General features: G+C 72.4%; 23 protein-coding genes. 9 read left to right on the plus strand and 14 right to left on the minus strand.

The features are described from left to right. Nucleotides 1-71 precede the first annotated feature (71 nt). Nucleotides 72-431 carry a GntR family transcriptional regulator gene (locus PD653B2_RS21440; protein ID WP_085874456.1) on the minus strand — a complete coding sequence of 120 codons (360 nt, stop codon included), beginning with the start codon at nt 429-431 and terminating at the stop codon, nt 72-74. 22 nt (nt 432-453) lie between these two features. Between PD653B2_RS21440 and PD653B2_RS21445 the strand changes: the two genes are divergently transcribed. After that, on the plus strand, nt 454-1,347 hold the full coding sequence (locus tag PD653B2_RS21445) for a PfkB family carbohydrate kinase (RefSeq protein ID WP_085874457.1): 894 nt from the start codon (nt 454-456) through the stop codon (nt 1,345-1,347). Here PD653B2_RS21445 and PD653B2_RS21450 read toward each other — a convergent pair. Together PD653B2_RS21450 and PD653B2_RS21455 are read right to left on the minus strand one after the other, a co-directional pair. Continuing rightward, on the minus strand, nt 1,344-2,129 hold the full coding sequence (locus PD653B2_RS21450; protein WP_165763576.1) for an alpha/beta fold hydrolase: 786 nt from the start codon (nt 2,127-2,129) through the stop codon (nt 1,344-1,346). The genes PD653B2_RS21445 and PD653B2_RS21450 overlap by 4 nt on opposite strands. Continuing rightward, nucleotides 2,126-3,796 carry an FAD-dependent oxidoreductase gene (locus tag PD653B2_RS21455; protein WP_242665388.1) on the minus strand — a complete coding sequence of 557 codons (1,671 nt, stop codon included), beginning with the start codon at nt 3,794-3,796 and terminating at the stop codon, nt 2,126-2,128. Before PD653B2_RS21455 ends, PD653B2_RS21450 begins: the two co-directional genes overlap by 4 nt. 41 nt (nt 3,797-3,837) lie before the next feature. Between PD653B2_RS21455 and truA the strand changes: the two genes are divergently transcribed. Next, nucleotides 3,838-4,671 (plus strand): tRNA pseudouridine(38-40) synthase TruA, encoded by an 834-nt coding sequence (truA, locus tag PD653B2_RS21460; RefSeq protein WP_085874459.1) that lies wholly within the window; start codon nt 3,838-3,840, stop codon nt 4,669-4,671. Continuing rightward, nucleotides 4,664-5,263, plus strand: coding sequence for a class I SAM-dependent methyltransferase (locus PD653B2_RS21465; RefSeq protein ID WP_085874460.1), 600 nt, complete (start codon nt 4,664-4,666; stop codon nt 5,261-5,263). The genes truA and PD653B2_RS21465 overlap by 8 nt, the downstream gene beginning before the upstream one ends. Nucleotides 5,264-5,294: 31 nt before the next feature. Here the strand turns inward: PD653B2_RS21465 and PD653B2_RS21470 are convergent, their stop codons facing one another. The 8 genes from PD653B2_RS21470 to PD653B2_RS21505 are packed head-to-tail and all read right to left on the minus strand — an operon-like array spanning nt 5,295 to nt 13,497. Beyond that, nucleotides 5,295-6,233 (minus strand): alpha/beta hydrolase, encoded by a 939-nt coding sequence (locus PD653B2_RS21470; RefSeq protein ID WP_085874461.1) that lies wholly within the window; start codon nt 6,231-6,233, stop codon nt 5,295-5,297. An 18-nt stretch (nt 6,234-6,251) separates the two neighbouring features. Next, a complete protein-coding gene (locus tag PD653B2_RS21475) occupies nt 6,252-7,403 on the minus strand; it encodes an acyl-CoA dehydrogenase family protein (RefSeq protein WP_085874462.1) in 1,152 nt (383 codons plus the stop codon). 12 nt (nt 7,404-7,415) lie between these two features. After that, nucleotides 7,416-8,444 (minus strand): acyl-CoA dehydrogenase family protein, encoded by a 1,029-nt coding sequence (locus PD653B2_RS21480; RefSeq protein ID WP_085874463.1) that lies wholly within the window; start codon nt 8,442-8,444, stop codon nt 7,416-7,418. Next, on the minus strand, nt 8,441-9,646 hold the full coding sequence (locus tag PD653B2_RS21485; protein ID WP_085874464.1) for an acyl-CoA dehydrogenase family protein: 1,206 nt from the start codon (nt 9,644-9,646) through the stop codon (nt 8,441-8,443). Before PD653B2_RS21485 ends, PD653B2_RS21480 begins: the two co-directional genes overlap by 4 nt. After that, nucleotides 9,639-10,880, minus strand: coding sequence for an acyl-CoA dehydrogenase family protein (locus PD653B2_RS21490; RefSeq protein ID WP_085874465.1), 1,242 nt, complete (start codon nt 10,878-10,880; stop codon nt 9,639-9,641). The genes PD653B2_RS21485 and PD653B2_RS21490 overlap by 8 nt, the downstream gene beginning before the upstream one ends. 15 nt (nt 10,881-10,895) lie before the next feature. Next, nucleotides 10,896-11,936, minus strand: a complete 1,041-nt coding sequence (locus PD653B2_RS21495) for a phosphotransferase family protein (protein WP_085874466.1) — start codon at nt 11,934-11,936, stop codon at nt 10,896-10,898. Then, a complete protein-coding gene (locus tag PD653B2_RS21500) occupies nt 11,936-12,745 on the minus strand; it encodes an SDR family oxidoreductase (protein WP_085874467.1) in 810 nt (269 codons plus the stop codon). Before PD653B2_RS21500 ends, PD653B2_RS21495 begins: the two co-directional genes overlap by 1 nt. Next, entirely contained in the window at nt 12,745-13,497 is a 753-nt protein-coding gene (locus PD653B2_RS21505) for an SDR family oxidoreductase (protein WP_242665389.1), read from the minus strand. The genes PD653B2_RS21500 and PD653B2_RS21505 overlap by 1 nt, the downstream gene beginning before the upstream one ends. A gap of 58 nt (nt 13,498-13,555) precedes the next feature. Here PD653B2_RS21505 and PD653B2_RS21510 point away from each other — a divergent pair, with 58 nt between their 5' ends. After that, complete coding sequence (locus tag PD653B2_RS21510; protein WP_242665390.1) at nt 13,556-14,152, plus strand: TetR/AcrR family transcriptional regulator; 597 nt, start codon at nt 13,556-13,558, stop codon at nt 14,150-14,152. 40 nt (nt 14,153-14,192) lie between these two features. Then, nucleotides 14,193-15,236, plus strand: a complete 1,044-nt coding sequence (gene mgrA / locus PD653B2_RS21515) for an L-glyceraldehyde 3-phosphate reductase (RefSeq protein ID WP_085874469.1) — start codon at nt 14,193-14,195, stop codon at nt 15,234-15,236. On the opposite strand, the gene PD653B2_RS21520 is transcribed toward mgrA, so the two are convergent. Continuing rightward, a complete protein-coding gene (locus PD653B2_RS21520) occupies nt 15,205-16,203 on the minus strand; it encodes a phosphatase PAP2 family protein (protein WP_085874470.1) in 999 nt (332 codons plus the stop codon). The genes mgrA and PD653B2_RS21520 overlap by 32 nt on opposite strands. A gap of 123 nt (nt 16,204-16,326) precedes the next feature. Between PD653B2_RS21520 and PD653B2_RS21525 the strand changes: the two genes are divergently transcribed. Continuing rightward, entirely contained in the window at nt 16,327-16,830 is a 504-nt protein-coding gene (locus tag PD653B2_RS21525) for a hypothetical protein (RefSeq protein WP_085874471.1), read from the plus strand. Between the two features lie 70 nt (nt 16,831-16,900). Beyond that, on the plus strand, nt 16,901-18,595 hold the full coding sequence (locus PD653B2_RS21530) for an ABC-F family ATP-binding cassette domain-containing protein (protein WP_085874472.1): 1,695 nt from the start codon (nt 16,901-16,903) through the stop codon (nt 18,593-18,595). A 272-nt stretch (nt 18,596-18,867) separates the two neighbouring features. Here PD653B2_RS21530 and PD653B2_RS21535 read toward each other — a convergent pair whose 3' ends face one another. After that, nucleotides 18,868-20,127 carry a S1C family serine protease gene (locus PD653B2_RS21535; protein ID WP_085874473.1) on the minus strand — a complete coding sequence of 420 codons (1,260 nt, stop codon included), beginning with the start codon at nt 20,125-20,127 and terminating at the stop codon, nt 18,868-18,870. 116 nt (nt 20,128-20,243) lie between these two features. Here PD653B2_RS21535 and PD653B2_RS21540 point away from each other — a divergent pair, with 116 nt between their 5' ends. Both PD653B2_RS21540 and PD653B2_RS21545 read left to right on the plus strand, forming a co-directional pair. After that, nucleotides 20,244-21,815 carry a long-chain-fatty-acid--CoA ligase gene (locus PD653B2_RS21540; protein WP_089504038.1) on the plus strand — a complete coding sequence of 524 codons (1,572 nt, stop codon included), beginning with the start codon at nt 20,244-20,246 and terminating at the stop codon, nt 21,813-21,815. A 102-nt stretch (nt 21,816-21,917) separates the two neighbouring features. Continuing rightward, complete coding sequence (locus PD653B2_RS21545) at nt 21,918-24,434, plus strand: choice-of-anchor A family protein (RefSeq protein WP_085874474.1); 2,517 nt, start codon at nt 21,918-21,920, stop codon at nt 24,432-24,434. Here PD653B2_RS21545 and PD653B2_RS21550 read toward each other — a convergent pair whose 3' ends face one another. Continuing rightward, nucleotides 24,435-25,064 carry an HAD-IA family hydrolase gene (locus PD653B2_RS21550; protein WP_085874475.1) on the minus strand — a complete coding sequence of 210 codons (630 nt, stop codon included), beginning with the start codon at nt 25,062-25,064 and terminating at the stop codon, nt 24,435-24,437. It abuts the gene before it with no gap. Nucleotides 25,065-25,069: the final 5 nt, after the last annotated feature.

Consider the following 25,069-nt stretch of genomic DNA (forward strand, 5'->3'; position numbering starts at 1 on the left):
ACCACCGGGGACGACAGGACTTCGTCCTTCCTCAACCACCGGGGGCGACAGGACTCAACCACCGACCCGCGTCACCGGGTCCAGGACTGCTCGACGAGGCGCACGGCCTCGGGGAGGGTGAGCCCGAGGCCGCGGGCGGTGGCCACGTAGTCCGCGGCAGCACGCGTGGCGTCGGGCGACGAGCCGGCGGCGGAAGAGGCGATGAACGTGCCGCGACGGCCCTCGCTGGTGGTCACGCCGTCGATCTCGAGCTCCCGGTAGGCGCGGGCCACGGTGTTGACCGCGAGGTGCAGCTCCGCGGCCAGCGCGCGGACCGTCGGCAGCCGGGTGCCGGCCGGCAGGTCGCCCGAGGCCGCGCGGGTCGCGACCTGGACCCGGAGCTGTTCGTACGGCGGGACCGCCGAGGTCGCGTCGAGCGGGTGGACATCCATGGGGGCATGGTAGAGACGTCCCATGCAATCGAGCACCGCGTCGACCGTCCTCGTGGTCGGTGAGTCTCTCGTCGACATCGTGCACGCCGCCGACGGCAGCACGCGGGAGTACGCCGGGGGCAGCGCGGCCAACGTGGCCGTCGCGCTCGCCCGGCTCGGTCGCGCGGTGCGGTTCGTGACCGCATGGGCCGACGACGAGCGGGGCGGCGTCCTCGCCGAGCACCTTGCGCGGGCCGGGGTGGAGCTGGCGAGCGACCCGCACGCGCTGGCGAGGACCGCCACGGCGGCGGCGACGATCGGTGCCGACGGGGCGGCGTCGTACGAGTTCGACCTGGAGTGGCGGATCGCGGAGGTCGCGGCGGGCGCCCCGGACTTCGTGCACCTCTGCTCACTCGGCGCGGTGCTCGAACCGGGGGCCGACCAGGTCCTCGAGCTGGTGAGCGGGCTGCGGGGGATCGCGACGATCACCTACGACATCAACGCCCGACCCGCGATCACCGGCACCGGTCCCGCTCTGGTGACCAGGGTCGAGCGGACGGCCGCGGTGGCCGACCTGGTGAAAGCCTCCGACGAGGACCTGGCCCATCTCTACCCGGACCTCGAGCTCGCCGAGGCGGCCGCGCACCTGCTGAGGCTGGGTCCGGCGGCGGTCGTGGTGACCCAGGGCGGTGAGGGCGCCACCTGGTGGGGTGCCGAGCACACCGTCGAGGTCGCCTCGGAGCCCGTCGTCGTGGCCGACACCATCGGCGCCGGTGACACCTTCGGGGCGGCCGTGATCGACGCGCTGTGGGACCGCGGCCCGCTCCGGGACCTGACGGCCGAGGAGATCGCCGAGATCCTGGCCCACGCAGCGCGGGCGGCCGCCATCACCGTGTCCCGGCCCGGCGCGGACCCGCCGTACCGCGGCGAGATCTAGGCCATCAGCCGGTCGAGCGCCGCACCCACGCACCCGGGGCGCTCCAGCCACGGGAAGTGGCCGGCCCCGTCGACGACCTCGAGCCAGGCGTCCGGGACCACCTCCACGATGTCGGAGGCCGCCGTCGCGGGCATCGGGCCGGCGCCGCCGGTGACGATGCCGACGGGTACGGCGAGGTCGGCCAGCGCCGCCGCGAGGGCGCCCATCCGCGCCCGGATGTCGACCCACAGTGCGTCGCTGACCTCGTCGGAGATCCGGACCCCGGGGAACGGCGGCGGGTCCGCAGGGTTCGCGGCGTAACCGGGCCAGAGGATCCGCAGCGCCTCGACGCTGTCGGCGGCGTCCGCGAGCCGGGCCAGGTCGTCGGCGGGGATCCGCGCGGTCAGGGCCTCGGCGAACTCCTGCTGGCCACCGTCGCCCACGGCGCCGAGCGGGTCGACCCCGAGCACGCCGACGAACCGGTCCGGGATCGCCACGGCGGCGTGCAGGGCGAGGTGGCCGCCCCACGAGTGACCGACCAGCACCGCCCGGTCCCAGCCGAGCGCGTCGAGGAAGGCCGCGATGTCGGCGACCGCCGTCGCGATGTCGAACGGACCGTCGAGAGTCGACGGAGCCAGGCCGCGCTGCTGGAACGACGCGACCGACCAGGCCGGCCCGATCTCGTCGGCGAGGGCGTCGAGGTACTCGTAGCCCAGGCCCGGTCCGCCGTGCAGCAGCAGGGCGTGCCGGGGGCCGCCCTCGCGCACCCAGCCGGCGACCGCGCCGGTGTCGACCGCGGTCACGCGGTCGGCTCGGGCGCCAACCAGGCGTGCACCAGCGGTACGACGGACGCCCCTTCGCCGCTCGCCGAGGCCACCCGCTTCATGGATCCCGCGCGGACGTCGCCCGCGGCGAAGATCCCGGGCACGGTGGTCGCCAGGGGCTCCGGCGGCAGGCCGTCCGCCCAGGTCTCCTGGGGGACGTCGCGGCCGGTGAGCACGAAACCCCGCGGGTCGCGCGCGACGGCGCCGGGAAGCCAGTCGCAGCGCGGCTCGGCGCCGAGCAGCAGGAAGAGCCCGTACGCCGGCACCCGCTCCCGGTCGCCGGTGCGGACGTCCTCGAGGCACAGCCACTCGAGACGGCCGTCACCACCGCCGTCGACCACCACCGTGCAGGTGCGCACCGCGATCCGCGAGTTGTACTCGATCTCGCCGATCAGGTAGGCCGACATGGTCTCGGCCAGGTCGGGACGCCGGACCAGGATGGTGACCGTGCGGGCGAACCGGGAGAGGTGGATCGCCGCCTGGCCGGCGGAGTTGCCGCCGCCGACCACGAAGACGTCCTGGCCCTCCATCTCGCGGGCGGCCGTCATCGCGGCGCCGTAGTAGACGCCCATCCCGACCAGCTCCTCGATCGGGTCGACGCGCAGCTTGCGGTAGGCGACCCCGCTGGTGATCACCACGCAGCGGGCCCGGACCTCGCCGCTGTCGGTGCACAGCACGTGGGGGGCGCCGTCGTAGCCCGGACGCAGCTCGTCGACCACCTGGCCGGTGTAGAAGCGGGTGCCGAAGCGCAGCGCCTGGTTGCGCGCACGCTGGGCGAGTCGCATACCGGAGATGCCGCGAGGGAAACCGAGGTAGTTGCGGATCATCGAGCTGGTGCCGGCCTGCCCGCCGATGGCCTCCGCTTCGAGCACGACGGTGGTGAGGCCCTCGGACGACGCGTAGACGGCCGCGGCGAGACCGGCCGGGCCGCCGCCGACGACCGCGACGTCGACCACGTGGTCGACGTCGATCTCGGTCGGGGACCCGTAGACGCTGATCGCCACGTCGCGGACCGAGGTGGGACGGATGGTCGGCCGGTTGAGCGCGTGCACCAGCGGGAAACCGGGCTCGCCGTCCCATCGCTCGAGGACGTAGCGGCCCGCGTCGCTGTCGGGAGGCCAGACCCGGCTCGGCATGCCCATCCGGTCGAAGAAGTCGCGGATCGCGAGGGTCAGGGCGTCGCGCACCGGCGAGATGATCTTGACCGCGACGACCTCGGGATCGGGAACCGTCGATCCCCAGTCCGAGAGCAGGTCGATGATCGCGTTGTGGAACTCCTCGTCGCGGGCGCCGCGCGGCATCAGCAGGTAGGCGTCGTACTTGCCCTTGGCCATCGCGGCTCGCAGGCCCTCGGCGTCGACGATGAAGTGCTCCCAGTGCGCCGCGATCACCCGGCGGGCGGTGGGCACCTTCTCGCGGAGCTTGTGGAAGGCGACGAGGACCTCGGCGTCGGGGAGCACGGACTCGCTGACGAACAGGGCGACGGTCCCGCCCTCGGCGACCACGTCGTGCGTGGTCTGCAGTGCGTCGTGCAGGGAGGAGGCGAGGCGTACGTCGTACTCGCGCTCGTAGCGGGCGAAGCCCGCAGCCATCTCGTCGGGATGTTCCCCGGAGATCAGCACGATGGCCGGCATCGGGATGCTCACGATGGAAAGCCTAGAAGCCCGACGCAATAGGCTTTCCCATCGTGCGCCTCCGGATCGACCTCGCCTACGACGGCACCGACTTCCACGGCTGGGCCGTCCAGCCGGGGCTGCGGACCGTGCAGGGCGAGCTGTCCGCCGCACTGGCGCGAGCGCTGCGGGTGCCCTACGTCGGGGTGACCTGCGCCGGCCGCACCGACACGGGTGTCCATGCGCGCGGCCAGGTGGTCCATGTCGACGTGGACGAGGACGCGCTCCTGCGGGCCGCCGGTCGCTCACGCGAGCTGCCGCCGGAGGCGCTGGTCCGCCGGCTCAACGGCATCCTCAGCGGCGACGTCCGGGTGCGCAGGGTGGCCGAGGCGCCGGACGGTTTCGACGCCCGGTTCAGTGCGCTGTGGCGCCGCTACACCTACCGGATCGCCGACAACCCGGACACCGTGGACCCGCTCACGCGCAAGCACGTGCTGGCCTGGCCCCGGGTGCTCGACCTGGACCTGATGAACGAGGCGTCGGCCGTCCTGGTCGGCCGCCACGACTTCGCGTCGTTCTGCAAGCAGCGCGAGGGTGCCACCACGATCCGCACCCTGCTCGACCTGCACTGGACCCGCGACGACCACGGCCTGGTGGTCGGAGCCGTGCGCGCCGATGCCTTCTGCCACAGCATGGTGCGGTCGCTCGTCGGCTGCCTGATGGCGATCGGTGAGGGGCGCCGTCCGGCGTCGTGGGCCGGCGAGATGCTGCGCGCGGGTGCCCGCGACCCTGCCGTGGTGGTCATCCACGCCCACGGGCTCACGCTCGAGGAGGTCGCCTACCCGCCGGACGCCGAGCTGCGCGGCCGCGCCGAGGAGACCCGGCGCCGGAGGTCCGTCGATGGATGACGACCACTACTTCAGCGCCGACCCGGCCGTCGCGTTCAAGCGGGCGCCCGTCAGCGCGTCGGTGTGGGGCCACGAGCTCGAGCTGACCAGCGGCTCGGGGGTCTTCGCCCAGGGTCGTGTCGACATCGGGACGGCCATCCTCTTCCGCGAGACCCAGCCCCCGGCGCCGGGCCGGGTCCTCGATCTCGGCTGCGGGTACGGCGTGATCGGGCTCGCGGTGGCGGTCGCGGTGCCCGACGCCGTCGTCACCGCCGTCGACGTCAACGAGCGCGCGGTGCTGCTCGCCAACGAGAACGCCGCGGCGCTGGGGGTGTCCGACCGCTACACCGCGTCGACCCCGGACGGCGTGGCCGCGGACTCGACGTACGACGAGATCTGGTCGAACCCGCCCATCCGGATCGGCAAGGCTGCGCTGCACGACCTGCTGCTCACCTGGCTGCCGCGGCTCGCGCCGGGTGGCCGTGCGGTGATGGTGGTCGGCAAGAACCTCGGCGCCGACTCGCTCCAGCGCTGGCTGGGCGAGCAGGGGTACCCGACCGAGCGGGTCGCCAGCGCGAAGGGATTCCGGATCCTGGTGACGCGTCGCGGCTGACCGCCCTCTGCCGGCCGGGACGAGGCCCCGCTCAGCCGTGGAGGACGGTGCGGAACAGCGCGCAGGTCTCGTCGACGGCGGCCTGGGCGCCCGGAGAGTGGCGGCCCATGTCGATGAAGCCGTGGATCATGCCGGGGAACGTCCGGACCTCGACGGGCACCCCCGCGGCCTCCAGCGCGGCGGCGTACGCCAGCCCGTCGTCGCGGAGCGGGTCGAACTCGGCGACCACGAGCACGGCGGGGGCGAGGCCGGTCAGGTCGCCGTGCAGGGGCGCGAGTCGGGGGTCGGTGTCGTCGACATCGGTGAGGTGGCCGACGTAATGCTCGTCGAACCACCGCATCGTGTCGAGGTCGAGGAGGTAGCCGGTCCCGTTCTCCTGGTGGGAGGGGTAGCTGCCGCGGCGGTCGGTGACCGGATAGATGAGCAGCTGCCCGGCCAGGGGGATGCCCTCGTCACGCATCGCCTGCGCGACGACCGCCGAGAGGTTGCCACCGGCGCTGTCACCGGCGACGGCGAGGCGATCGTTGCCGCCCAGCGTGGGCAGCGCGGACGCGGCCCACCGGGTCGCGGCGACCACGTCCTCGACGCCGGCCGGCCACGGGTCCTCCGGGGCGAGCCGGTAGTCGACGGAGACGACCACCGCGTCGCAGCCGTTGGCGAGCGTGCGCGCGGTGAGGTCGTGGGTGTCGAGGTCGCCGATCACGAAACCACCGCCGTGCAGCAGCACGATCGTGGGCAGCGGGCCCGGTGTCGACGGCCGGTAGACGCGGGCCGGGCGCGGACCGGCCCCGCCCGGCACGGCGATGTCCTCCACCGAGGCGACGGGCGGGAGCGCGTCGACGGGGCGGCTGTTGACGGCCAGGTCGCGGAAGTCGGCGCGCGCGGTCTCGGGAGTGCCCTGCGACGTCGGCGGGAGGCCCGCGGACGCGATGAAGTCGAGCAGGGCCTCGAGGTGGGGGTCGAGCGGCACGGGAACTCCTGAGTGAGGTCAGAGGAAGGCGTTGATGCCGGTCTCGGCACGCCCGATGAGCAGCTTCTGGATCTGGCTGGTTCCTTCGTAGAGGGTCATCACCCGAGCGTCGCGAAGGTACTTCGCGGCGGGGTACTCGTCGACGTACCCGGCGCCGCCGTAGACCTGGATCGCGTTGTTGGCGGCGCGGACGGCGGCCTCCGACGCGAAGAGCTTGGCCTTCGACGCCGCGGTGCCGAACGGTTCGCCGCGGTCGATCAGGTCGGCGCAGCGCCACACCAGGAGCCGCGCGGCGTCGGCGTCGACGGACATGTCGGAGATCAACTCCTGGACCAGCTGGAAGGCGCCGATCTTCTTCCCGAACTGGGTGCGGGTCGTCGCGTACTCGACCGCGGTCTCCAGGCAGCCTTGGACGATGCCGACGCAGCCCGCGGCGACCGAGACCCGGCCCTTGTCGAGCGTGGTCATCGCGATCCGGAAGCCCTGGCCCTCGTCGCCGAGGCGCGCCGACTCGGGCACGCGTACGTCGGTCAGGAACAGCTCGGCGGTGGCCTGGCCGCGCAGGCCGAGCTTGCCCTTGATCTCGCGGGCCTCGAAGCCCGGGGTGTCGGTGGGGACGAGGAACGCGGTGACGCCCCGGGGCCCGTCGCCGCCGGTGCGCGCGAAGACCAGCGCCACGTCGGCCCAGGTGCCGTTGGTGATGAAGAGCTTCTGGCCGCTGATGACGTAGTCGGAGCCGTCCTTCCTCGCCCGCGACGTCAGGTTGCCCGCGTCGGAGCCGGTGTCGGGCTCGGTGAGGCCGAAGCAGCCGAGCTTGGTGCCGGTGGCGATGCCCGGCAGCCACTCCTGCTTCTGCTCCTCGGTGCCGAAGCCGAGGATCGACTTGCCGACCAGGCCGTTGGACACCGACACGATCCCGCGCAGCGCGGAGTCGGCGCGGCCGAGCTCCTCCATGCCGAGCACGTAGGTCAGGTAGTCGCCGCCGAGGCCGCCGTACTCCTCGGGGATGGTGAGCCCGAAGAAGCCGATCTCCGCCATCTGGGGGATGATGTCGAGGTCGACGGACTCGTCGCGGTCCCACCGGGTGCGGTGCGGGATCGCCTCCTTCTCGAGGAAGTCGCGCGCGAGGTCGCGGAAGGCCTGCTGCTCGGGGTTCAGGCTGAGGTCCATGGGGTCACCTTCTCAAGCGGGGAGGTCGACGAGGCCGGCGAGAGCCTGCCGGTGGGACTCGGGGGTGCCGAGGAGCAGCTGGTCGGCCTTGGCCCGCTTGAGGTGCAGGTGGGCCGGGTGCTCCCAGGTCATGCCGAGGCCGCCGTGCAGCTGGACCGCCTCCTCGGCCGCGTGCACGGCCGCCTCGGAGCAGAACGAGGCCGCCACCGCGACCGCGACCGGGGCGTCGGGGTCGTCGGCCGCGAGGGTGGCGGCGGCGTAGCGGGCGGCGGCGTCGGCCTGCTCGACCGCGGCGTACAGGTCGGCGAGCCGGTGCTTGAGCGCCTGGAACCCGCCGACGACCCGGCCGAACTGGCGGCGCTCCTGGAGGTACTCGATCGTCGTCTCCAGCGACCACCGGGCGAGGCCGACCTGCTCGGCGGCGAGCAGTCCCGCACCCGTCAGGAGCGCGCGGTCGATCGCGGCCGCCGCGTCGTCGGACACCAGCGTCCGCTCGGACCCGGCGAGGTCGACCTCACCGAGCGGGCGGGTCATGTCGAGCGAGGAGATCGGCGTGGTCGTCGCGCCGCGCACGGCGTACAGCGCGTTGCCCTCGGGCAGCAGCAGCACGTCTGCGGGCAGCCCGACGGTGGTGAGCGCAGCAGGTCCGTGTCGCAGCGCCGTCGGCCGGACCAGCAACGCCGCCGTCTGCTCGCCGGAGGCGAGCAGCGGCAGGATCGTCGTGTCGCCCAGCGCCACCAGGGCTGTCGTCGCGACGACGCTCGAGGTCAGGTAGGGCGAGGGCGCGGCGGCCCGGCCCACCTCCTCGAGCACGGCCGCGGCCTCGACGGCGGTCGCGCCGGCGCCGCCCAGCGACTCGGGCACCAGCAGCCCGGGCAGGCCGAGCTCGACGAACGCGGACCACAGCGGGCCGGAGACCTCGTCGGTGCCGTCGTAGATCGCGTTCAGGCGCTCGGTGGGCGAGTGCTTCTCGAGCGCCTTGCGCACCGAGGCCCGCAGGTCCTGCTCGACGTCGTCGGGCAGCAGCGTGAGCTCGGTCATCGGGGGAGATCCTTCCACGGGATGTCCTTGTCGACGCGGTGCTCGCTCGGCAGCCCGAGGATCCGCTCGGAGACCACGTTGCGGAGGATCTCCGACGTGCCGCCCTCGATGGAGTTGCCCTTGGAGCGGAGGTAGCGGTAGCCGGCGTCCTTGCCGGTGAAGTCGACGATCTCGGGCCGGGTCATCGCCCAGTCGCCGTAGCGCAGGCCGTCGTCGCCGAGCAGCTCGACCTCGAGCGCCGAGAGCTCCTGGTTGAGCCGGGCGAAGGTCAGCTTCATCGCCGAGCCCTCGGGCCCGGGGGTGCCGGCCGCGAGCTTCTGGCGCAGGCGGGTGCCCGTCAGCCGGGCGACCTCGGACTCGACCCAGAGCCCGAGCAGCCGCTCGTGGGTCCCGGGGGTGCGGAGCTCGGGCCGGGTGCGCCAGGTCTCGGCGACCTTGCCGATCATCCCGGACTCGCGTGGGAAGGCGCCGCCGCCGATCGCGACCCGCTCGTTCATCAAGGTGCCGTTGGCGACCTGCCAGCCGGCGCCGACGTCGCCGACCCGGTTGGAGTCGGGGATCCGCACGTCGGTCAGGAAGACCTCGTTGAACTCCGCCTCGCCGGTGATCTGCCGCAGCGGCCGGACCTCGACGCCCGGGTCGTGCATGTCGACCAGGAAGTACGACAGCCCGGCGTGTTTGGGCTGGTCGGGGTCGGTGCGCGCGACCAGGATCGCGCGGTCGGCGATGTGCGCGGACGACGTCCAGACCTTCTGGCCGTTGACGATCCACGTGTCGTCGCGGTGTCCTGAGCCGGTCGAAGGGTCCAGCACCGCCCGGGTCGCGAGCCCGGCCAGGTCGGACCCGGCGCCCGGCTCGGAGAAGAGCTGGCACCACACCTCCTCGCCGCACCACAGCGGCCGGAGGTAGCGCTGCTGCTGCTCCTCGGTGCCGAACATCAAGATCGTCGGCGCGGCCATGCCGAGGCCGATGCCGATCCGCCCCGGGTTGTTGTCCGGGGCGCCGGCGGCGACGAGCTGCTCGTCGACGGCGGCCTGGAGGCCGCGGGCCAGGCCGAGCCCGCCGAGGCCCTCCGGGAAGTGCACCCAGGCGAGGCCCGCGTCGAAGCGGGCGCGCAGGAAGTCGAGCCGTTCGGTGGTCTCGGGCGGGTGCTCCGCGAGCAGCGCGTCGACGCGCTCGCGCAGGTCGTCGGCGTCAGTCACTGCTGGTGGGCGCTTCGAGGTGCCGGGCGATCTCGGTCTTGGCCAGGGAGTTCTTGTGCACCTCGTCCGGCCCGTCGGCGAAGCGCAGCGTGCGGATCCCGGCGTACGCCGAGGCGAGCGGGAAGTCCTGCGAGAGCCCGCCGGCGCCGTGCACCTGGATGGCCTTGTCGAGGATCCACTGGACGGTCTGGGGGGTGGCGATCTTGATCGCCTGGATCTCGGTGTGGGCGCCGCGGTTGCCGACGGTGTCCATCAGCCACGCGGTCTTGAGCACCAGCAGCCGCAGCTGCTCGACCCGCACGCGGGACTCGGCGATCCAGTCGCGGATCACGCCCTGGTTCGCGAGCGGTCGCCCGAAGGCGACGCGTGACGACGCGCGCCGGCACATCAGCTCGATCGCGGCCTCGGCGACGCCGATGGCGCGCATGCAGTGGTGGATGCGGCCAGGACCCAGGCGGGCCTGGGCGATCGCGAAGCCGGCGCCCTCCTCGCCGATCAGGTTCGTGACCGGCACGCGCACGTCGTGGAACGCCAGCTCGGCGTGGCCGCCGTGCTCGTGGTCGTCGTACCCGAAGACCTCCATGCCCCGGATGATCTCCAGGCCGGGGGTGTCGCGGGGGACCAGCACCTGGCTCTGCTGGCGGTGCCGTGACGCGCTCGGGTCGGTCTTGCCCATCACGATGAAGATCTCGGCCTCGGGGTTCATCGCCCCGGTGATCCACCACTTGCGACCGTTGAGCACGTACTCGTCGCCGTCCCGCTCGATCCTCGTCTCGATGTTGGTGGCGTCGGAGGAGGCGACGTCCGGCTCGGTCATCGCGAACGACGAGCGGATCTCGGCGGCCAGCAGTGGCCGGAGCCAGCGCTCCTTCTGCTCGGGGGTGCCGAAGAGCGAGAGCACCTCCATGTTGCCGGTGTCGGGCGCCGCGCAGTTGAGCACGGCCGGAGCGAGGTGGCCGCTGTGGCCGGTGATCTCGGCGAGCGGGGCGTACTGGAGGTTGGTCAGGCCGGGGCTGTCGGCGTGCTCGGCCGGGAGGAAGAGGTTCCACAGCCCGAGCTCGCGCGCCTCGGCCCGCAGCTCCTGGAGGACCGGCACCGTCGACCACGCCCAGGGGTTCTCCAGCCGGCCGAGCTGGTCGTGGAAGACCGGCTCGCTCGGCACGATCCGGTCGGCCATGAAGGTGAGCAGCCGGTCGCGCAGCTCGGTGGTCGTGTCGTCGAAGTCGAAGTCCATGGGGTTTCGGTGTCCTCAGTTCGTGTCGAGTGCGTCGAGGCCGGCGGCGATCAGCGGGTCGAAACCGGCGCCGATCTGGTCGAAGCCCTCGCCGACGGTCTGGCCTTGCAGGTAGCGGAAGTGGATGCCCTCGAGGATCACCGCGAGCTTGAAGTAGGCGAGGGCGAGGTGGAATCCCATGTCTCCGAGCTCGCGCCCGCTGGCCTGCGCGTACCGCGCGAGGTGGCCGGCGGCGTCGGGATAGCCGGGCGCACGGCTGACGTCGGCGACCAGGTCGCCGCCGGCGAGCAGCGCCACCTGGTCGTAGACGAGCAGCAGGGCGACATCGGTGCGGGTGTCGCCGAGCGTCGCCATCTCCCAGTCGACGACGGCCTTGACCTGGTCGTCGTCGCCGGTGAGCAGGTTGTCGAGGCGGTAGTCGCCGTGCACGATGCCGACCACCGCCGGGTCCTCCGCGGGCACCTGGGCCGTGAGCAGGCGGTGCAGCTCCTCGGCGTTCGGGCGCTCGCGGGTCTTCGAGCCCTCGAGCTGCTTGCCCCACCGCCGGACCTGGCGCTCGAGGAAGCCCTGCGGGCGACCGAACTCCGTGAGCCCGACCTCGGCCGGGTCCACCGCGTGCAGCGCCGCCAGCGCGTCGACCATCCGGCCCGCGATGGTCGCGGTGCGCTCGGGGCCGAGCGGCTCCAGCTGCTTCGCGGAGCGGTACGCCGTGCCGGGGACCCGCTCCATCACGTAGAACGGCGCTCCCAGCACGTCGGGGTCGGCGCAGTGGGCGTACGTCGTGGGCACCGGGACGTCGGTGTCGACCAGCGCGGTCATCGCGGTGTACTCGCGGCCCATGTCGTGGGCGGTCGCCTGCACGTGGCCGAGCGGCGGGCGGCGCACGATCCACCAGCCGGCGCCGTCGGTGACCTCGTAGGTCAGGTTGGACTTGCCGCCCGCGATCACCCGGGCGCGCAGCTCGCCGCCGAGCTCGCCGGGCCGCTGCCCGTCGTACCACCGTCGGAAGGCGTCGAGGTCGAGGCCGGGGACGTCGTGGGTCTGGAGATCGGCCATCAGAGTGCTGCTCCTGCCTCGTCGACCTTCTGCTGCAGCCGGCGCATCCCCGCCAGCCACCGGTCGGTGTCCGCGGCGCGGGCGGCGTAGTAGCCCGCGACCTCCGGGTGGGGGAGGACCAGGAAGCGGCCCTCGGCGATCGCGGTGACGGCGGCGTCGGCCACGGCCTCCGGCGGGAGCGCGCTGTCGCGGGAGAGCAGCGCCTGCAGGGGTCCTGCGTCCTCGAGCATCTGGGTCTGGACGCCCTGCGGGCAGATCGCGTGCACGTCGACGCCGCGCGCGCCGTAGGTGACCGACAGCCACTCGGCGAAGCCGACGGCGGCGTGCTTGGTGACGGAGTACGGCGCGCTGCCGATCATCGTCAGCAGCCCGGCCGCCGAGGCGGTCACGACGAAGCGGCCGCCCTGGCCGTCCTCGAGCCAGCGCGGCACCAGCTCGCGGGCGGCGCGGACGTGGGCCATCACGTTGACGTCGATGATCCGGTCCCAGACGTCATCGGGGGCCTGGAGGCTGTCGCCGCCGGAGGCGTCCTTGCCGGCGCCGTCGATGCCGGCGTTGGCGAAGAAGACGTCGATCCGGCCGAGTGCCTCGGTCGCCGAGTCGATCACGGCGCGCACGCCGTCCGTGGACGAGACGTCACCCGGCACCGCCGTGCCGCCGAGCTCGTCGGCGACGGCCTGGGCGGTGACGGGGTCGAGGTCGTTGACGACCACGCGGGCGCCTTCGGCGGCGGCCCGGGTCGCGAGCGCGCGGCCGATGCCGCGGCCGGCGCCGGTCACGACGACGCCCTGGTCCTGGAAGGTGCCCATCAGACGCCGCCGGTCAGCGTGACACCGCCGTCGAGGACGACGGTCTGCCCGGTGAGCCAGGCGGCGTCGTCGGACAGGAGGAAGGCGACCGCGCCGGCCACGTCCTCCGGGACGCCGAGGCGCTGGAGCGGGTAGTGCGCGGCCACCTCGTCCTCACGGCCCTCGTAGAGGGGGCCGGCGAACGCGGTCTTCACGACCGCGGGGGCCACCGCGTTGACGCGGATCGTCGGGCCGAGCTCGACGGCCAGTGACTCGGTCAGGCTGATCATCATCGCCTTCGACGCGCCGTACATCGCGATCATCGGCGCGGGCTTCACGCCCGAGACCGACGAGATGTTGACGACCGCGCCGCCGTGCTCGCCCATCCAGGCCCGGTGGGCGACCTGCACCCACGCGAGCGCGCCCAGCGCGTTGACCTCGACGACCTTGCGGGCCGCGGCGAGGTCGAGCTCGACGAGGGGGCCGAAGACCGGGTTGATGCCGGCGTTGTTGACCAGCAGGTCCAGGCTGCCGAACGCCTCGATGGTGCGGCGTACGGCGTCCTCGCGGTGCTCGGGGTCGTCGGCCTTGCCGGCCACCGCGATCGCGTGCTCGGGCCCGCCGAGCGCGGCCACCGCCTCGTCGAGAGCCTCCGGCTTGCGGGCGGTGATGCAGACCTTCGCGCCCTCCTCCACCAGTCGCTGGGCGATCCCGAGGCCGATCCCTCGGCTGGCTCCGGTCACGATCGCGACCTTGCCGGCGAGTCCGTTCACACTGCTCTCCTCTGGGTGCTCTTGCCGAGTGACTAAGCGCTTGCTTACCATGCTCGGCATGAGCCCGTCCAGCCCCGTGGTCGATGCCCGGACCCGGCTCGCCCGGGCCGCGGTCGACGCGTTCGCGGTCAAGGGCTTCCACGGCACCACCACCCGGGACATCTCGACCGCCGCCGGCATGAGCCCCGCCGCGCTCTACGTGCACCACCGCTCCAAGGAGGAGCTGCTCTTCGAGCTGGCCCGGCTCGGGCACGAGCGGGTGCTGGCGATGGTGCGCACGTCGGTGGCTTCGTCGGACGCCCCGGTCGAGCAGCTGGGCACGCTGGTCGAGGACTTCGTGCGCGACCACGCGGTGGCGCACACCGGGGCGCGCGTCATCAACTACGAGCTCGCCGCGCTCCGGGAGGACCACCTCGCCGAGATCGTGGCGATCCGCAACGACATCGACGTCGTCGTCCGCGACGTCATCGACCGGGGCGTCGCGACCGGCGTCTTCCACACCCCGGACCCGCACATGACCGCCCTCGCCGTCCTGTCGCTCGGCGTCGACGTCGCCCGGTGGTTCCGCGACGAGGGGCGCTGGACGCCCGACCAGGTCGCCGCGCACTACCGGCTGCTCGCGCTGCGGATGGTCGGCGCGGACGCCCGCGGTTGATCGACTGATCGCCGATGTGCGCTCATGGCAGCCTGGTGCCATGACCTACGAAGCCGCCGAGGACCGATACGACACCGACGCCACCGGGATGCGCTATCGCCACAGCGGGCGCAGCGGGCTGCAGCTGCCGGTGATCTCCCTGGGGCTGTGGCAGAACTTCGGGGACGACCGGTCGGAGGACAACCAGCGCGCGATCCTGCGCCGGGCGTTCGACCGCGGGGTGACCCACGTCGACCTCGCCAACAACTACGGTCCGCCGTACGGGCGGGCGGAGGAGAACTTCGGGCGCTACCTGAAGGACGACTTCGCGCCGTACCGCGACGAGCTGGTGATCTCGACGAAGGCGGGCTACGACATGTGGCCAGGGCCGTACGGGCAGGGCGGCGGGTCGCGGAAGTACCTGCTCTCCTCGCTCGACCAGTCACTGGGCCGGCTGGGCCTCGAGTACGTCGACATCTTCTACAGCCACCGCTTCGACCCCGACACGCCGGTCGAGGAGACGATGATGGCGCTCGACCACGCGGTGCGGCAGGGCAAGGCGCTGTACGCCGGCATCTCGTCGTACTCCGCGGCGAAGACGAACGAGGCGGCGTCCATCGCCCGCGACCTGGGCACGCCGCTGCTGATCCACCAGCCGTCGTACTCGATGCTCAACCGCTGGATCGAGGAGGACCTCCTCGACGAGCTCGAGCAGCAGGGGATGGGCTGCATCGTCTTCTCGCCGCTGGCGCAGGGGCTGCTGACCGACCGCTACCTCGACGGCGTCCCGGACGACTCGCGGGCGGCGCGCGAGGGCTCCAGCATCGGCGGGGACCACCTCGACGACAAGACCCTCGGCCACGTCCGGCGGCTCAACGAGATCGCGCAGGCGCGCGGGCAGAAGCTCGCCCAGCTGGCGCTGCAGTGGGCGGTGCGCGACCCGCGGGTGACCTCGGCGGTCATCGGTGCGTCGAGCGTCGAGCAGCTCGACACGAACCTCGACGCGCTCGCGTTCCCCGACCTCACGGCCGAGGAGCTCCAGGCGATCGACGAGGACGCCGTCGATGCCGGCATCAACCTCTGGGCGAAGTCGACCGAGGAGTGACCCGCGGCGCCCGGTCGCGGCTGTTCTCCCAGAGCTGGCAGCCGACCAGCACGGCCACCGCGAGCAGGGCGCCCGCCAGCACGTCGACCACGTAGTGCTCGGCGTAGTAGACGAGCGCCGTGGACATCATCAGCGGGTAGAGGGCGAGCAGCCAGCGCCACGGTGTCCGTAGCCGCTGGATGCCGTAGATCGCGATGAGGAACGTGATCCCGGCGTGCAGCGACGGCATCGCGGCCACCGGGTTGCCGACGCCCTGGAGCACCAGGTCGAAGCGGCCGAGTCCGATGTCGTGCCAGCCGCGGCCGGTGATCCGGACGACGTCGGCGTGCAGCCAGCCCTCCTCGGAGGCCATCCACGGCGGCGCCATCGGGTAGGCGATGTAGATGACGAGCGCGCCGAAGTTGATGATCACGTAGCGGCGCATCCACTTGATCCACTCGGCCCGGTTGCGCACCCACAGCACCGCCGCGATCGTCAGGCCGGTGACGAAGTGCGTGGCGTACGTCGTGGTGAAGAGCACGTCGTACCAGCGCGGCTCGCTCTCCTTGACGCACGGGTTGCCGCACAGGGCGTGCTGGAGGCGCTCGGTCGGGGTCTGGCCGAAGCCGATCCACTCGTCGACGTGGATGGGCATGAAGACGTGCACGGGCAGGCCGAGCTCGTCGGTGAGCCCCCGCGTGTAGAAGTAGATGACCAGGCCGGCGACCGGGATCCACCAGTCCTTGACGAAGTTCAGGTGGTAGCGCGGCCGCGCCTCGATGTTCCACGCGATGGTGCCGAACCAGAGCCAGACGAACACCTGGACGGTGTCGTTGGGGATGCCGAGCGTCTCCGACCACAGCACCAGCAGGACGGCGTACGTCACCATCGCGACGATGCGGACCCGGTGGCGGGTGCGGGGGTAGGGGAGCGGCCGGAGACTGCTGCTGACGAGCTCGTGCTCGTCCTCCTCGGCTCCCCGCGTCATGGGCAGAGTTTAGGAGGCCTCTCAGGAGTCCGGTCGCGCGGCCGGCGGCGCGCCACCCGCGATCGCGCCGGTGCCCTGTGGACGACCTCAGCGGCGGGCGGCGGATCGGACTTCACTGGAGGCATGAGGCACTGGACACTCTTCCTCGGGACGCTGGCCGTCCTCACCGGTTGCACGACCCCCAGCGGGTCGGCCGAGCCTGCCGACCGTGACGTGCAGGCCAGCGGCGGCGTGCTCGGGCTCGACCTGCCGCGGGGCTGGACCTCGGCGCCCGACCTGGCCGAGCCGCCGATCGTGCTCGTGGCCCGTGGTGCGACCGACGATGACCAGCTGGTCGTCAGCATCGCCGAGCACGAGGACGGCGCCGAGCAGCAGGCGATCACCACCAGCGCGGCCCTGGCCGACTCCTACGACATCGTGTGTGAGCGGCTGGACGACAGCGACTTCACCGACGGCCCGGTCTTCGACTGCCCGGACCGGACGCGGAAGCCCTGGGTGCACAAGGTGCTGGTCCCGGTCGCCGGCGACGGTGCCAGCGCGCTGATGCTGGTGCAGACGCGCGCCGACTCGTACGACGAGGCGGTCGCCCTGGTCGGGCCGATCGTGGAGTCGGTCGTCTGGGACTAGCCGTCGTGTCGGGGCCCGTGCGGCAAGACCCGGTGTCATGCCTGGTCGTGATGGCGGAGAATGCTCCGACGTGGGACACGTGGATGTGGCAGGGGTGCGGTACGAGCTGCCGGACGGGCGGGTGCTGCTGGACGACGTGTCGTTCCGGGTGGGCGAGGGCGCCAAGGTCGCGCTGGTCGGCGCGAACGGCGCCGGCAAGACGACCCTGCTGCGGATCATCACCGGCGACCTGACGCCGCACGCCGGCGCGGTGACCCGCTCGGGCGGCCTCGGCGTGATGCGCCAGATGGTCGGCGCCGGTCTCGGCGAGGACCCGACCGTCGCCGACCTGCTGCTCAGCGTCTCCCCGCCCCGGATCCGGCAGGCAGCCGCCGAGGTCGACCGCTACGAGCTGGCGCTGATGGAGACCGACGACGAGAAGACGCAGATGGCCTACGCCCACGCGCTGTCGGAGTTCGCCGACGCCGGTGGGTACGACGTCGAGGTCACCTGGGACGTCTGCACGATCGCCGCCCTCGCCCTGTCCTACGACCGGGCGAAGTACCGGTCGCTGAAGACGCTGTCGGGAGGGGAGCAGAAACGGCTGGTGCTCGAGTTCCTGCTCCGCGGCCCCGACGAGGTGCTGCTGCTCGACGAGCCCGACAACTTCCTCGACGTCCCCGGCAAGATCTGGCTCGAGGAGCGGGTGCGCGAGTCGGACAAGACGATCCTGATGATCAGCCACGACCGCGAGCTGCTCGACAACACGGCCACCCGAGTCGTGACCGTCGAGCTGGGCGCTGCCGGCAACACCGTGTGGACGCACGCCGGCGGCTTCGCGTCGTACCACCAGGCCCGGCTCGACCGGTTCGCGCGCTTCGAGGAGCTGCGCCGACGGTGGGACGAGGAGCACGCCAAGCTCAAGCAGCTCGTCCTGCACTACAAGATCAAGGCGGAGTACAACGACGGCATGGCGTCGCAGTACCGCGCCGCCCAGACCCGGCTGCGCAAGTTCGAGGAGGCCGGCCCGCCGATCCAGCAACCCCGCGAGCAGCAGGTCTCGATGCGGCTCAAGGGTGGTCGCACCGGCAAGCGCGCGGTCGTCTGCGAGGACCTCGAGCTGACCGGGCTGATGAAGCCCTTCGACCTCGAGGTCTGGTACGGCGAGCGGGTCGCCGTGCTCGGCTCCAACGGGTCCGGCAAGTCCCACTTCCTGCGGCTCCTGGCCGCCGGGGGCAGCGACCCGGACGTCGAGCACCGCCCGGTCGGTGACGCGCCGATCAAGCCCGTGCTCCACCAGGGCAAGGCCAAGCTCGGCGCGCGCGTGCGCCCGGGCTGGTTCGTGCAGACCCACGAGCACCCCGAGCTGCTCGGCCGCACCCTGCTCGAGATCCTGCACCGCGGTGACGGCTCGCCCCACGGCCGCTCCGGCATGGGCCGCGAGCAGGCGGCCCGCGTGCTGGACCGCTACGAGCTGGCGCACGCCGGCGAGCAGAAGTTCGAGTCGCTCTCCGGTGGCCAGCAGGCCCGCTTCCAGATCCTGCTGCTCGAGCTGTCGGGAGCGACGCTGCTGCTCCTCGACGAGCCGACCGACAACCTCGACGTCCAGTCCGCGGAGGCGCTGGAGGAGGATCTCGAGGCGTTCGACGGCACCGTCCTCGCCGTGACCCACGACCGCTGGTTCGCCCGCGGCTTCGACCGGTTCCTCGTGTACGGCGCCGACGGTGAGGTCTACGAGTCCGACGGCCCGGTGTGGGACGAGGGCCGGGTGCAGCGGACCCGATGAGCGGCCTGGTCATCGAGGCGCTCGACGCCCGCGACGACTTTCAGAAGCGGCTGTCCTAGCGCGAGTCGGCGCCAATGTCCCTGGTGAAGTGGCCGAGTCGGCGCCAGTTTCCCGGCCTCGCGGAAACTGGCGCCGACTCGGCAGGGACTGGTGGGAAACTGGCGCCGACTCGGCAGTCGATGAGAAGGGGCCCCACCGGCGGACGGGAGACGGACCTGCTGCCGGTGGGGCCCCGGATCCCTCTCGGAGGAGAGAGGCTCTCGGGCGACGCGTCAGGAGTTGGACGTGTCGGCGTCGGAGTCGAGCTCGAGGGTGGCGGTCTTCGTGTCGCCGTCGTGGGTGTAGGTGACGGTGACCTCGTCGCCCGGGCGGTAGGACCGGATCGTGGCGACCAGCGAGTCGGCGTCCGTGATCAGCTGGTCGTCGACCTTCGTGATGATGTCGCCCTTGGCCAGCCCGGCGTTGGCGGCGGTGGAGCCGTCGCTCACCTCCTGGACCTCGGCGCCCTGGGAGACCAGGGCTCCGGACTGGTCGGCGACGGGGGAGACGGAGATGCCGAGCCGCGCGTGGGTCGGGGTCTCGCCCTTGCTCATCTGGTCGACGATCGGCATCACCTCGTCCATCGGGATGGCGAAGCCGAGCCCGATCGAGCCTGCCTCCGTCTCCGAGCTGCTGGCCGTGCGGATCGAGGAGTTGATGCCGACGACGTTGCCGTCGAGGTCGACGAGCGCACCGCCGCTGTTGCCGGGGTTGATCGCGGCGTCGGTCTGGATCGCGGGGTACGTCGTGCTGTTGCCCGCGCCGTCGGAGCCGACGTCGACCGGCCGGTTCAGCGCGCTCACGATGCCGCTGGTGACCGTGGAGTCGAGGCCGAACGGCGAGCCGATCGCGACGACGCTCTCGCCGACCTCGAGGTCGGACGACTTGCCGATCGTGGCGGGCGTGAGCCCGGAGACGCCCTGGGCCTTGATCACCGCGGTGTCGGTCAGCGGGTCGGTGCCGAGGATCTCGGCCTTGGCCGTCGAGCCGTCGTTGAACGAGACGCTCATCGTGCCGCCGTCGCCCGCGATCTCGGCGACGTGGTTGTTGGTGAGGATCTCGCCGTCCGAGCTGAGGATGATGCCCGAGCCGGAGCCCGCACCCTGGGCGCCGGCGACGTTGATCTTCACGACCGAGGGCAGCACCTTCGCGGCGACCGCCTCGACCGAGCCGTCGGGGGCCGGGGAGTCGGGGGTGTCCACGACCTGGGAGGTCGCGCGGGTGCCGGGGCTGCCGGCGTTCGACGCTGAGCTGTCGTCGAACGCGCTCCAGGCGGCTGCGCCGCCGACACCCGCGGCTCCTCCCACCACCACCGCGGTCGCGAGGACCGCGGCGGCGAGACCGGCACGGCGGGGACGACGCTGGACGGGCAGCGGCGCCGTCATGGTCGTGCCCGCGGCCGGCGGCCCCTCCGGCGGAGGCCCCTGGGGGGCGGGGTACGAGAAGTACGGGTTCTGCGGGCCGGGAGGGGGCGTCGTGGGCTGGTCGGTCATGTCCTCCACGATGGCCGGGCTGCCTGTGACGACCCTGAGACGTCGCTGGGGGGCGACGAAGAAGTACGGGTCCGCACCACCTGACAGGCCGGGTGCCCTCGGTCACACTGCTGGACATGACCGTTCCCGAGCCCCGCTTCGTCGACGACCGGATCGCCCACTGGGCCGCGACCACTCCCGACGCGGAGGCGATGACCTACCTCGGGCGCACCTGGACGTGGGCGCAGTGGGACGAGCGGGTACGCCGGGCCGCGGGCGGCCTGCAGGAGCTGGGGATCGGGCGCGGCGACGTCGTCTCCTTCCTCGACAAGAACCACCCCGCCTGCGTCGAGATCTCGCTCGCGGCGGGCTCCCTCGGCGCCGCGAACGCGATCATCAACTGGCGCTCGGCCGGTGACGAGGTCGACTACGCCGTCAACGACTCCGGGGTCCGCGTCCTGGTCGTCGGGAGCGAGCTGATGCCCCTGATCGACACGATCCGCGACCGCCTCACCCAGGTCGAGCGGGTGATCGAGGTGACGCCCGACGGTGCCGGCGGCGACGAGTACGAGGCCTGGCTGGCGGCCGCCACGCCGACCTCGCGACCGGCCGACGTCGACCCCGACGACGTCTGCCTGGTGATGTACTCGTCCGGCACCACGGGCCGGCCCAAGGGCGTGATGCTGACCCACACCAACATGGTCAAGCACACCCTGAACGCCCACGGCGGCTGGGCGTTCGAGCCCGGCGACAAGAGCATGGTGTCGATGCCGCTCTTCCACGTCGGCGGCTCGTCGTACGTCCTCTTCGGGATCCACGACGGCTACCCGAGCATCATGACCCGCGAGCCCGACGGCGCCTCGCTCGCCGGCGCGATCCTGGGCGGTGCCACCCGGACCTTCCTCGTGCCGGCCGTGCTCGCACAGGTGCTGCAGTCCGGGCCGGACGCCGTGAAGCTCTTCGGGGCGCTCAAGACCTACACGTACGGCGCGTCCCCGATGCCCCTGCCGCTGCTGCGCGCGGCGATGGCGGCCTGGCCCGACACCGACTTCATCCAGGTCTACGGGCTCACCGAGGTCGCCGGTGTGGCCACCCACCTGCTGCCCGAGGCACACCGCGACCCCGACCACCCCGAGCGGCTGGTCTCCGCCGGGCAGCCGATCGACGAGATGGAGGTCCGGGTCGTCGACCCGGGCACGCTCGAGGACGTGCCGGCGGGAGAGCACGGCGAGATCTGGCTGCGCACGCCGCAGCTGATGAAGGGGTTCCTCGGCAAGCCGGAGGAGACCGCGGCCGTGATCACCGCGGACCGCTGGTTCCGCACCGGCGACATGGGCCGGCAGGACGCCGCCGGCTTCGTCTACGTCGAGGACCGGCTCAAGGACATGATCATCAGCGGCGGGGAGAACATCTACTCGCCCGAGATCGAGCGGGTCCTGGCCGAGCACCCCGCGGTCATGGAGGTCGCGATCATCGGCGTCCCGGACGACCGGTGGGGCGAGTCCGTGAAGGCCGTCGTCTCCCTGAAGCCGGACACCGAGGCCACCGAGGTCGAGCTGATCGCCCACTGCCGCGAGCACCTCGCGCACTTCAAGTGCCCGCGGTCGGTCGACATCGTCGACGCGCTGCCCCGCAACCCCACCGGCAAGATCCTCAAGCGCGAGCTGCGGGCGCCGTACTGGGAGGGCCGCGACCGCTCGGTGGTGTGACGCAGGCCCGGTCCAGTCCGCCGCGTCCCGGTTTCGTGGTTCGGACACCCGCTGCCCAGTTTTCGTGGCACCGTCGGTGTGACCTACTGGGGGGTAGACACCATGAGCACGTCTGGGTTCCTGCGCGCGCCGCGCGCCATCCGCATCTCCGTCGCCATCGCGATCGCCGCTGCGACCGGAGTGACCGCTCTCGTCGCGCCGCTCGACGGGCGCGCCGACGCGACCACGTCCACCTGCGTCCCGACCGCCAACGCGCTCGGCGCGGCCACCGGGTGGACCGAGTTCGTCGAGGGCAACGGCAACCGGGGCGCCGAGTCCGAGGGCGCCATCGCGTACGGCGGCAACCTGCCGACGGCGATGACCGTCGGTCCCTACCTGCCGTCCGGCTTCGACGCCGACGATGCGGCCCTCGTGGTCGCGGGCAGCCACGGGCAGTACTTCAACCTGCAGCGCGGCAGTGCCTACCTCACGCCGCAGAGCGGCGTGAACTTCAACGGTGGCGGCCACTACCTGGCGAGCAACCCGATCGACTTCGCCACCGCCTTCACCCAGCTGCGCGCGCTCTCCGACCAGTGGGGTGCCGCCGCCGCGACCGGCACCGTGACCGCCGGCGTCACCGGGGGCAACGCCGCGCTGATCTTCACCGGCTCGAGCAGCTCGCTGAACGTCTTCGACCTGACGACCGCGCAGCTGGCCGACCTGGCCGCGGGCAAGCACGTCGGGTACGACGTGCCGGCCGGTGCCACCACGATCATCAACGTCCCCGGCACGACCCCGACCATCGCCGGGCAGGCCTGGATCGGCAGCGGCTCGAGCTGGAGCCAGGTCAACGACGGCAACATCAAGGGCGTCTACAACGGCATCGTGTGGAACTTCCCCGACGCCACCACGCTCACCCTCAACTACGGCTCGGCATGGGCCGGGCACATCCTCGCCCCCGACGCCGCGGTCAACGTCGTCGGTGGCGGCCACAACATCGGCCAGGTGATCGCGAAGTCCTTCAGCTCCAACCTGGAGACGCACTTCAACCTGTTCCCGAGCCAGGCCTGCGTGCCCGGGACGCCGACCCCGCCGGGCGACTCCGACGTGACGATCACCAAGTCGGCGTCCGCCGCCAGCCCGCACGGGGGCGACACGGTCGCCTACACGCTGACCGCCACGAACGTCGGCGCCAGCACGGCCACCGGCGTGGCGATCCGCGACGAGCTGCCCGCCGGCGTCACCTTCGTCTCCGCGACCTCGCCCTGCACCCAGCTCGCCGGCGTGGTCACCTGCAACGTCGGCTCGCTGGCCGCCGGGGCGTCGACCTCGGTGACCATCACGGTGCTCGCCACCCCGATCGCGGGCGCCGGTCCGTCCTCGCAGCCGCAGGCCTACCACTGGATGACGCCGTACCACCCGGAGGCGCAGGTCGACCTGGAGCCAGGGCAGCAGAGGAGTGTCAGCCTGAGCTGCAACAGCGGCGACATCCTCAGCGACGGTGACTTCCGGGTCGACCACGTCGACCAGGGCACCGGCACCTTCTCCGACGTGAAGATCCTCAGCTCGCGCATCGACGGACTGGGGCTCGGCACCTGGAAGGGCGTCATCCGCAACGACGCCACCGGTCGGGTGCAGGCGAAGGCGTTCATCGCCTGCCTCCCGGGCAGGACCGAGGCCGCCGACCGGCAGACCGGTTACGGCGACAGCCACCGCCACGACCTGCTCGCGGACACCGCTGCGCTGACCGCGACGGTCGCGCTCCCGGTCGGGCGCACCAGCACCACCCTCACCTGCCCCAGCGGTGCGGTGCCGATCGCACCCGGCTACGACCTCTCGTCCGCGAGTGCCGTCCTGGTCGGCTCCGAGACCGACGACGACCACCGCACCTGGACGTTCACCTTCGACGCGACCTCGCCGGTGACGGCCACCGTGAGCGCTCGGTGCCTGCACACGACGACCAGCTCCGTGTACGGCCACACGCACGAGCTCCGGTTCACCCACGTGGTCACCACGGTCAGCGTGCCGGGCGACACGGCCGCCGAGGGCAACGAGTTCAAGGTCATCTGCCCCGACGACGCCAAGGGCGTCACGGCGACGTTCCTCCTGCCGCCCGGTGTGCAGCACTGGGGCAACGACCCGCGGATGAAGGAGCGGGCCTTCCGCCTCTTCAACCAGACCGGGTCCGCGAAGAGCGCGACCATCGACCTCGTCTGCCTGCACGACCGCACCACGACCGAGCGGATGGGCACCGAGGACCCGGTGACGGTGGTCAACACCGCGACCGTCACGTCCACCTCGACCGACGCCAACTCGACCAACAACTCCGCGTCGGCGTCGATCTCGGTCCAGCCGGGCTCGTCGACGACCGGTCTGGTCGGCAGCGGCCGCGCCACGGCCTCGGCGTTCTCGGTGCGGGTCGCCTCGTCGATGCCCGGCACGGGCGCGCTGACCGCGCGGTCGAACGGCACCGTCCTGGCCCAGGGGTCGGTCACCCTCCGGCCGGGCCGGTCGACGACCGCGACCCTCCGGCTCACCGCGGCCGGCAAGCGCCGGCTCGGCTCGCTCGACCGGGTCACCGTCGAGGTCGACCCGACCCGCGGCAGGACGACGACCCGGACGGTGAGGGTCGTTCGCTGATCAGACCGGGAGGCCGCGGCTGCGCAGCTCGGTGCGCAGCGCGGCCGCGTCGGTGAAGAGGATCGCGGCCATCCCGAGTGCGGCCGCGGCATCGACGTTGAGCTGCTTGTCGTCCACGAACGCCAGCCGGCCGAGCGGGAGGCCGATCCGCTCGGCGGCGATCTCATAGGCGCGACGGTCGGGCTTCGCGGCGCCGACCGTGCCGGAGACGACGACGTCGTCGAGGAGCTCGAGGAACGGGAAGCGCCGCGGAGCGTGCGGGTAGAGCTCGTCGGACCAGTTGGTCAGCCCCACGAGCGGCACGTCGTGCTCGTGCAGGTCGCGCACGACGTCGACCACGCCGGGGACCTCACCGAGCAGCGACGCCGCGAAGTTGGCCCGGTACGCCAGTGCGTGCTCGACCCAGTGCGGGTGCGAGCGCCGTACGGCGGCCTCGGCGTCGTCCCACGACCCACCCGAGTCCGGGCCGTGGTTCCACGCCATGAAGTCGAAGTCGTCGGCGTTCAGGAAGCGGCGCGCCTCGACCGGGCCCACACCCGCCGCGATCGCGGCGGAGGGATCCCAGTCGATGAGGACGTTGCCGAGGTCGAAGACGACACCGGCGGGCCTCGTCGAGCTGTTCAGCGGCATGTGCT

It is taken from the genome of Nocardioides sp. PD653-B2 (assembly GCF_002117935.1).
In the GTDB taxonomy this organism is placed as follows: Bacteria; Actinomycetota; Actinomycetes; order Propionibacteriales; family Nocardioidaceae; genus Nocardioides.

Coding starts and splice junctions, on each gene's coding strand:
- PD653B2_RS21440 (WP_085874456.1), bottom strand. CDS start 431: ATGGATGTCCACCCGCTCGACGCGACCTCGGCGGTCCCGCCGTACGAA.
- PD653B2_RS21445 (WP_085874457.1), top strand. CDS start 454: ATGCAATCGAGCACCGCGTCGACCGTCCTCGTGGTCGGTGAGTCTCTC.
- PD653B2_RS21465 (WP_085874460.1), top strand. CDS start 4,664: ATGGATGACGACCACTACTTCAGCGCCGACCCGGCCGTCGCGTTCAAG.
- PD653B2_RS21475 (WP_085874462.1), bottom strand. CDS start 7,403: ATGGACCTCAGCCTGAACCCCGAGCAGCAGGCCTTCCGCGACCTCGCG.
- PD653B2_RS21480 (WP_085874463.1), bottom strand. CDS start 8,444: ATGACCGAGCTCACGCTGCTGCCCGACGACGTCGAGCAGGACCTGCGG.
- PD653B2_RS21490 (WP_085874465.1), bottom strand. CDS start 10,880: ATGGACTTCGACTTCGACGACACGACCACCGAGCTGCGCGACCGGCTG.
- PD653B2_RS21495 (WP_085874466.1), bottom strand. CDS start 11,936: ATGGCCGATCTCCAGACCCACGACGTCCCCGGCCTCGACCTCGACGCC.
- PD653B2_RS21500 (WP_085874467.1), bottom strand. CDS start 12,745: ATGGGCACCTTCCAGGACCAGGGCGTCGTCGTGACCGGCGCCGGCCGC.
- PD653B2_RS21510 (WP_242665390.1), top strand. CDS start 13,556: ATGAGCCCGTCCAGCCCCGTGGTCGATGCCCGGACCCGGCTCGCCCGG.
- mgrA (WP_085874469.1), top strand. CDS start 14,193: ATGACCTACGAAGCCGCCGAGGACCGATACGACACCGACGCCACCGGG.
- PD653B2_RS21520 (WP_085874470.1), bottom strand. CDS start 16,203: ATGACGCGGGGAGCCGAGGAGGACGAGCACGAGCTCGTCAGCAGCAGT.
- PD653B2_RS21525 (WP_085874471.1), top strand. CDS start 16,327: ATGAGGCACTGGACACTCTTCCTCGGGACGCTGGCCGTCCTCACCGGT.
- PD653B2_RS21535 (WP_085874473.1), bottom strand. CDS start 20,127: ATGACCGACCAGCCCACGACGCCCCCTCCCGGCCCGCAGAACCCGTAC.
- PD653B2_RS21540 (WP_089504038.1), top strand. CDS start 20,244: ATGACCGTTCCCGAGCCCCGCTTCGTCGACGACCGGATCGCCCACTGG.
- PD653B2_RS21545 (WP_085874474.1), top strand. CDS start 21,918: ATGAGCACGTCTGGGTTCCTGCGCGCGCCGCGCGCCATCCGCATCTCC.
- PD653B2_RS21550 (WP_085874475.1), bottom strand. CDS start 25,064: ATGCCGCTGAACAGCTCGACGAGGCCCGCCGGTGTCGTCTTCGACCTC.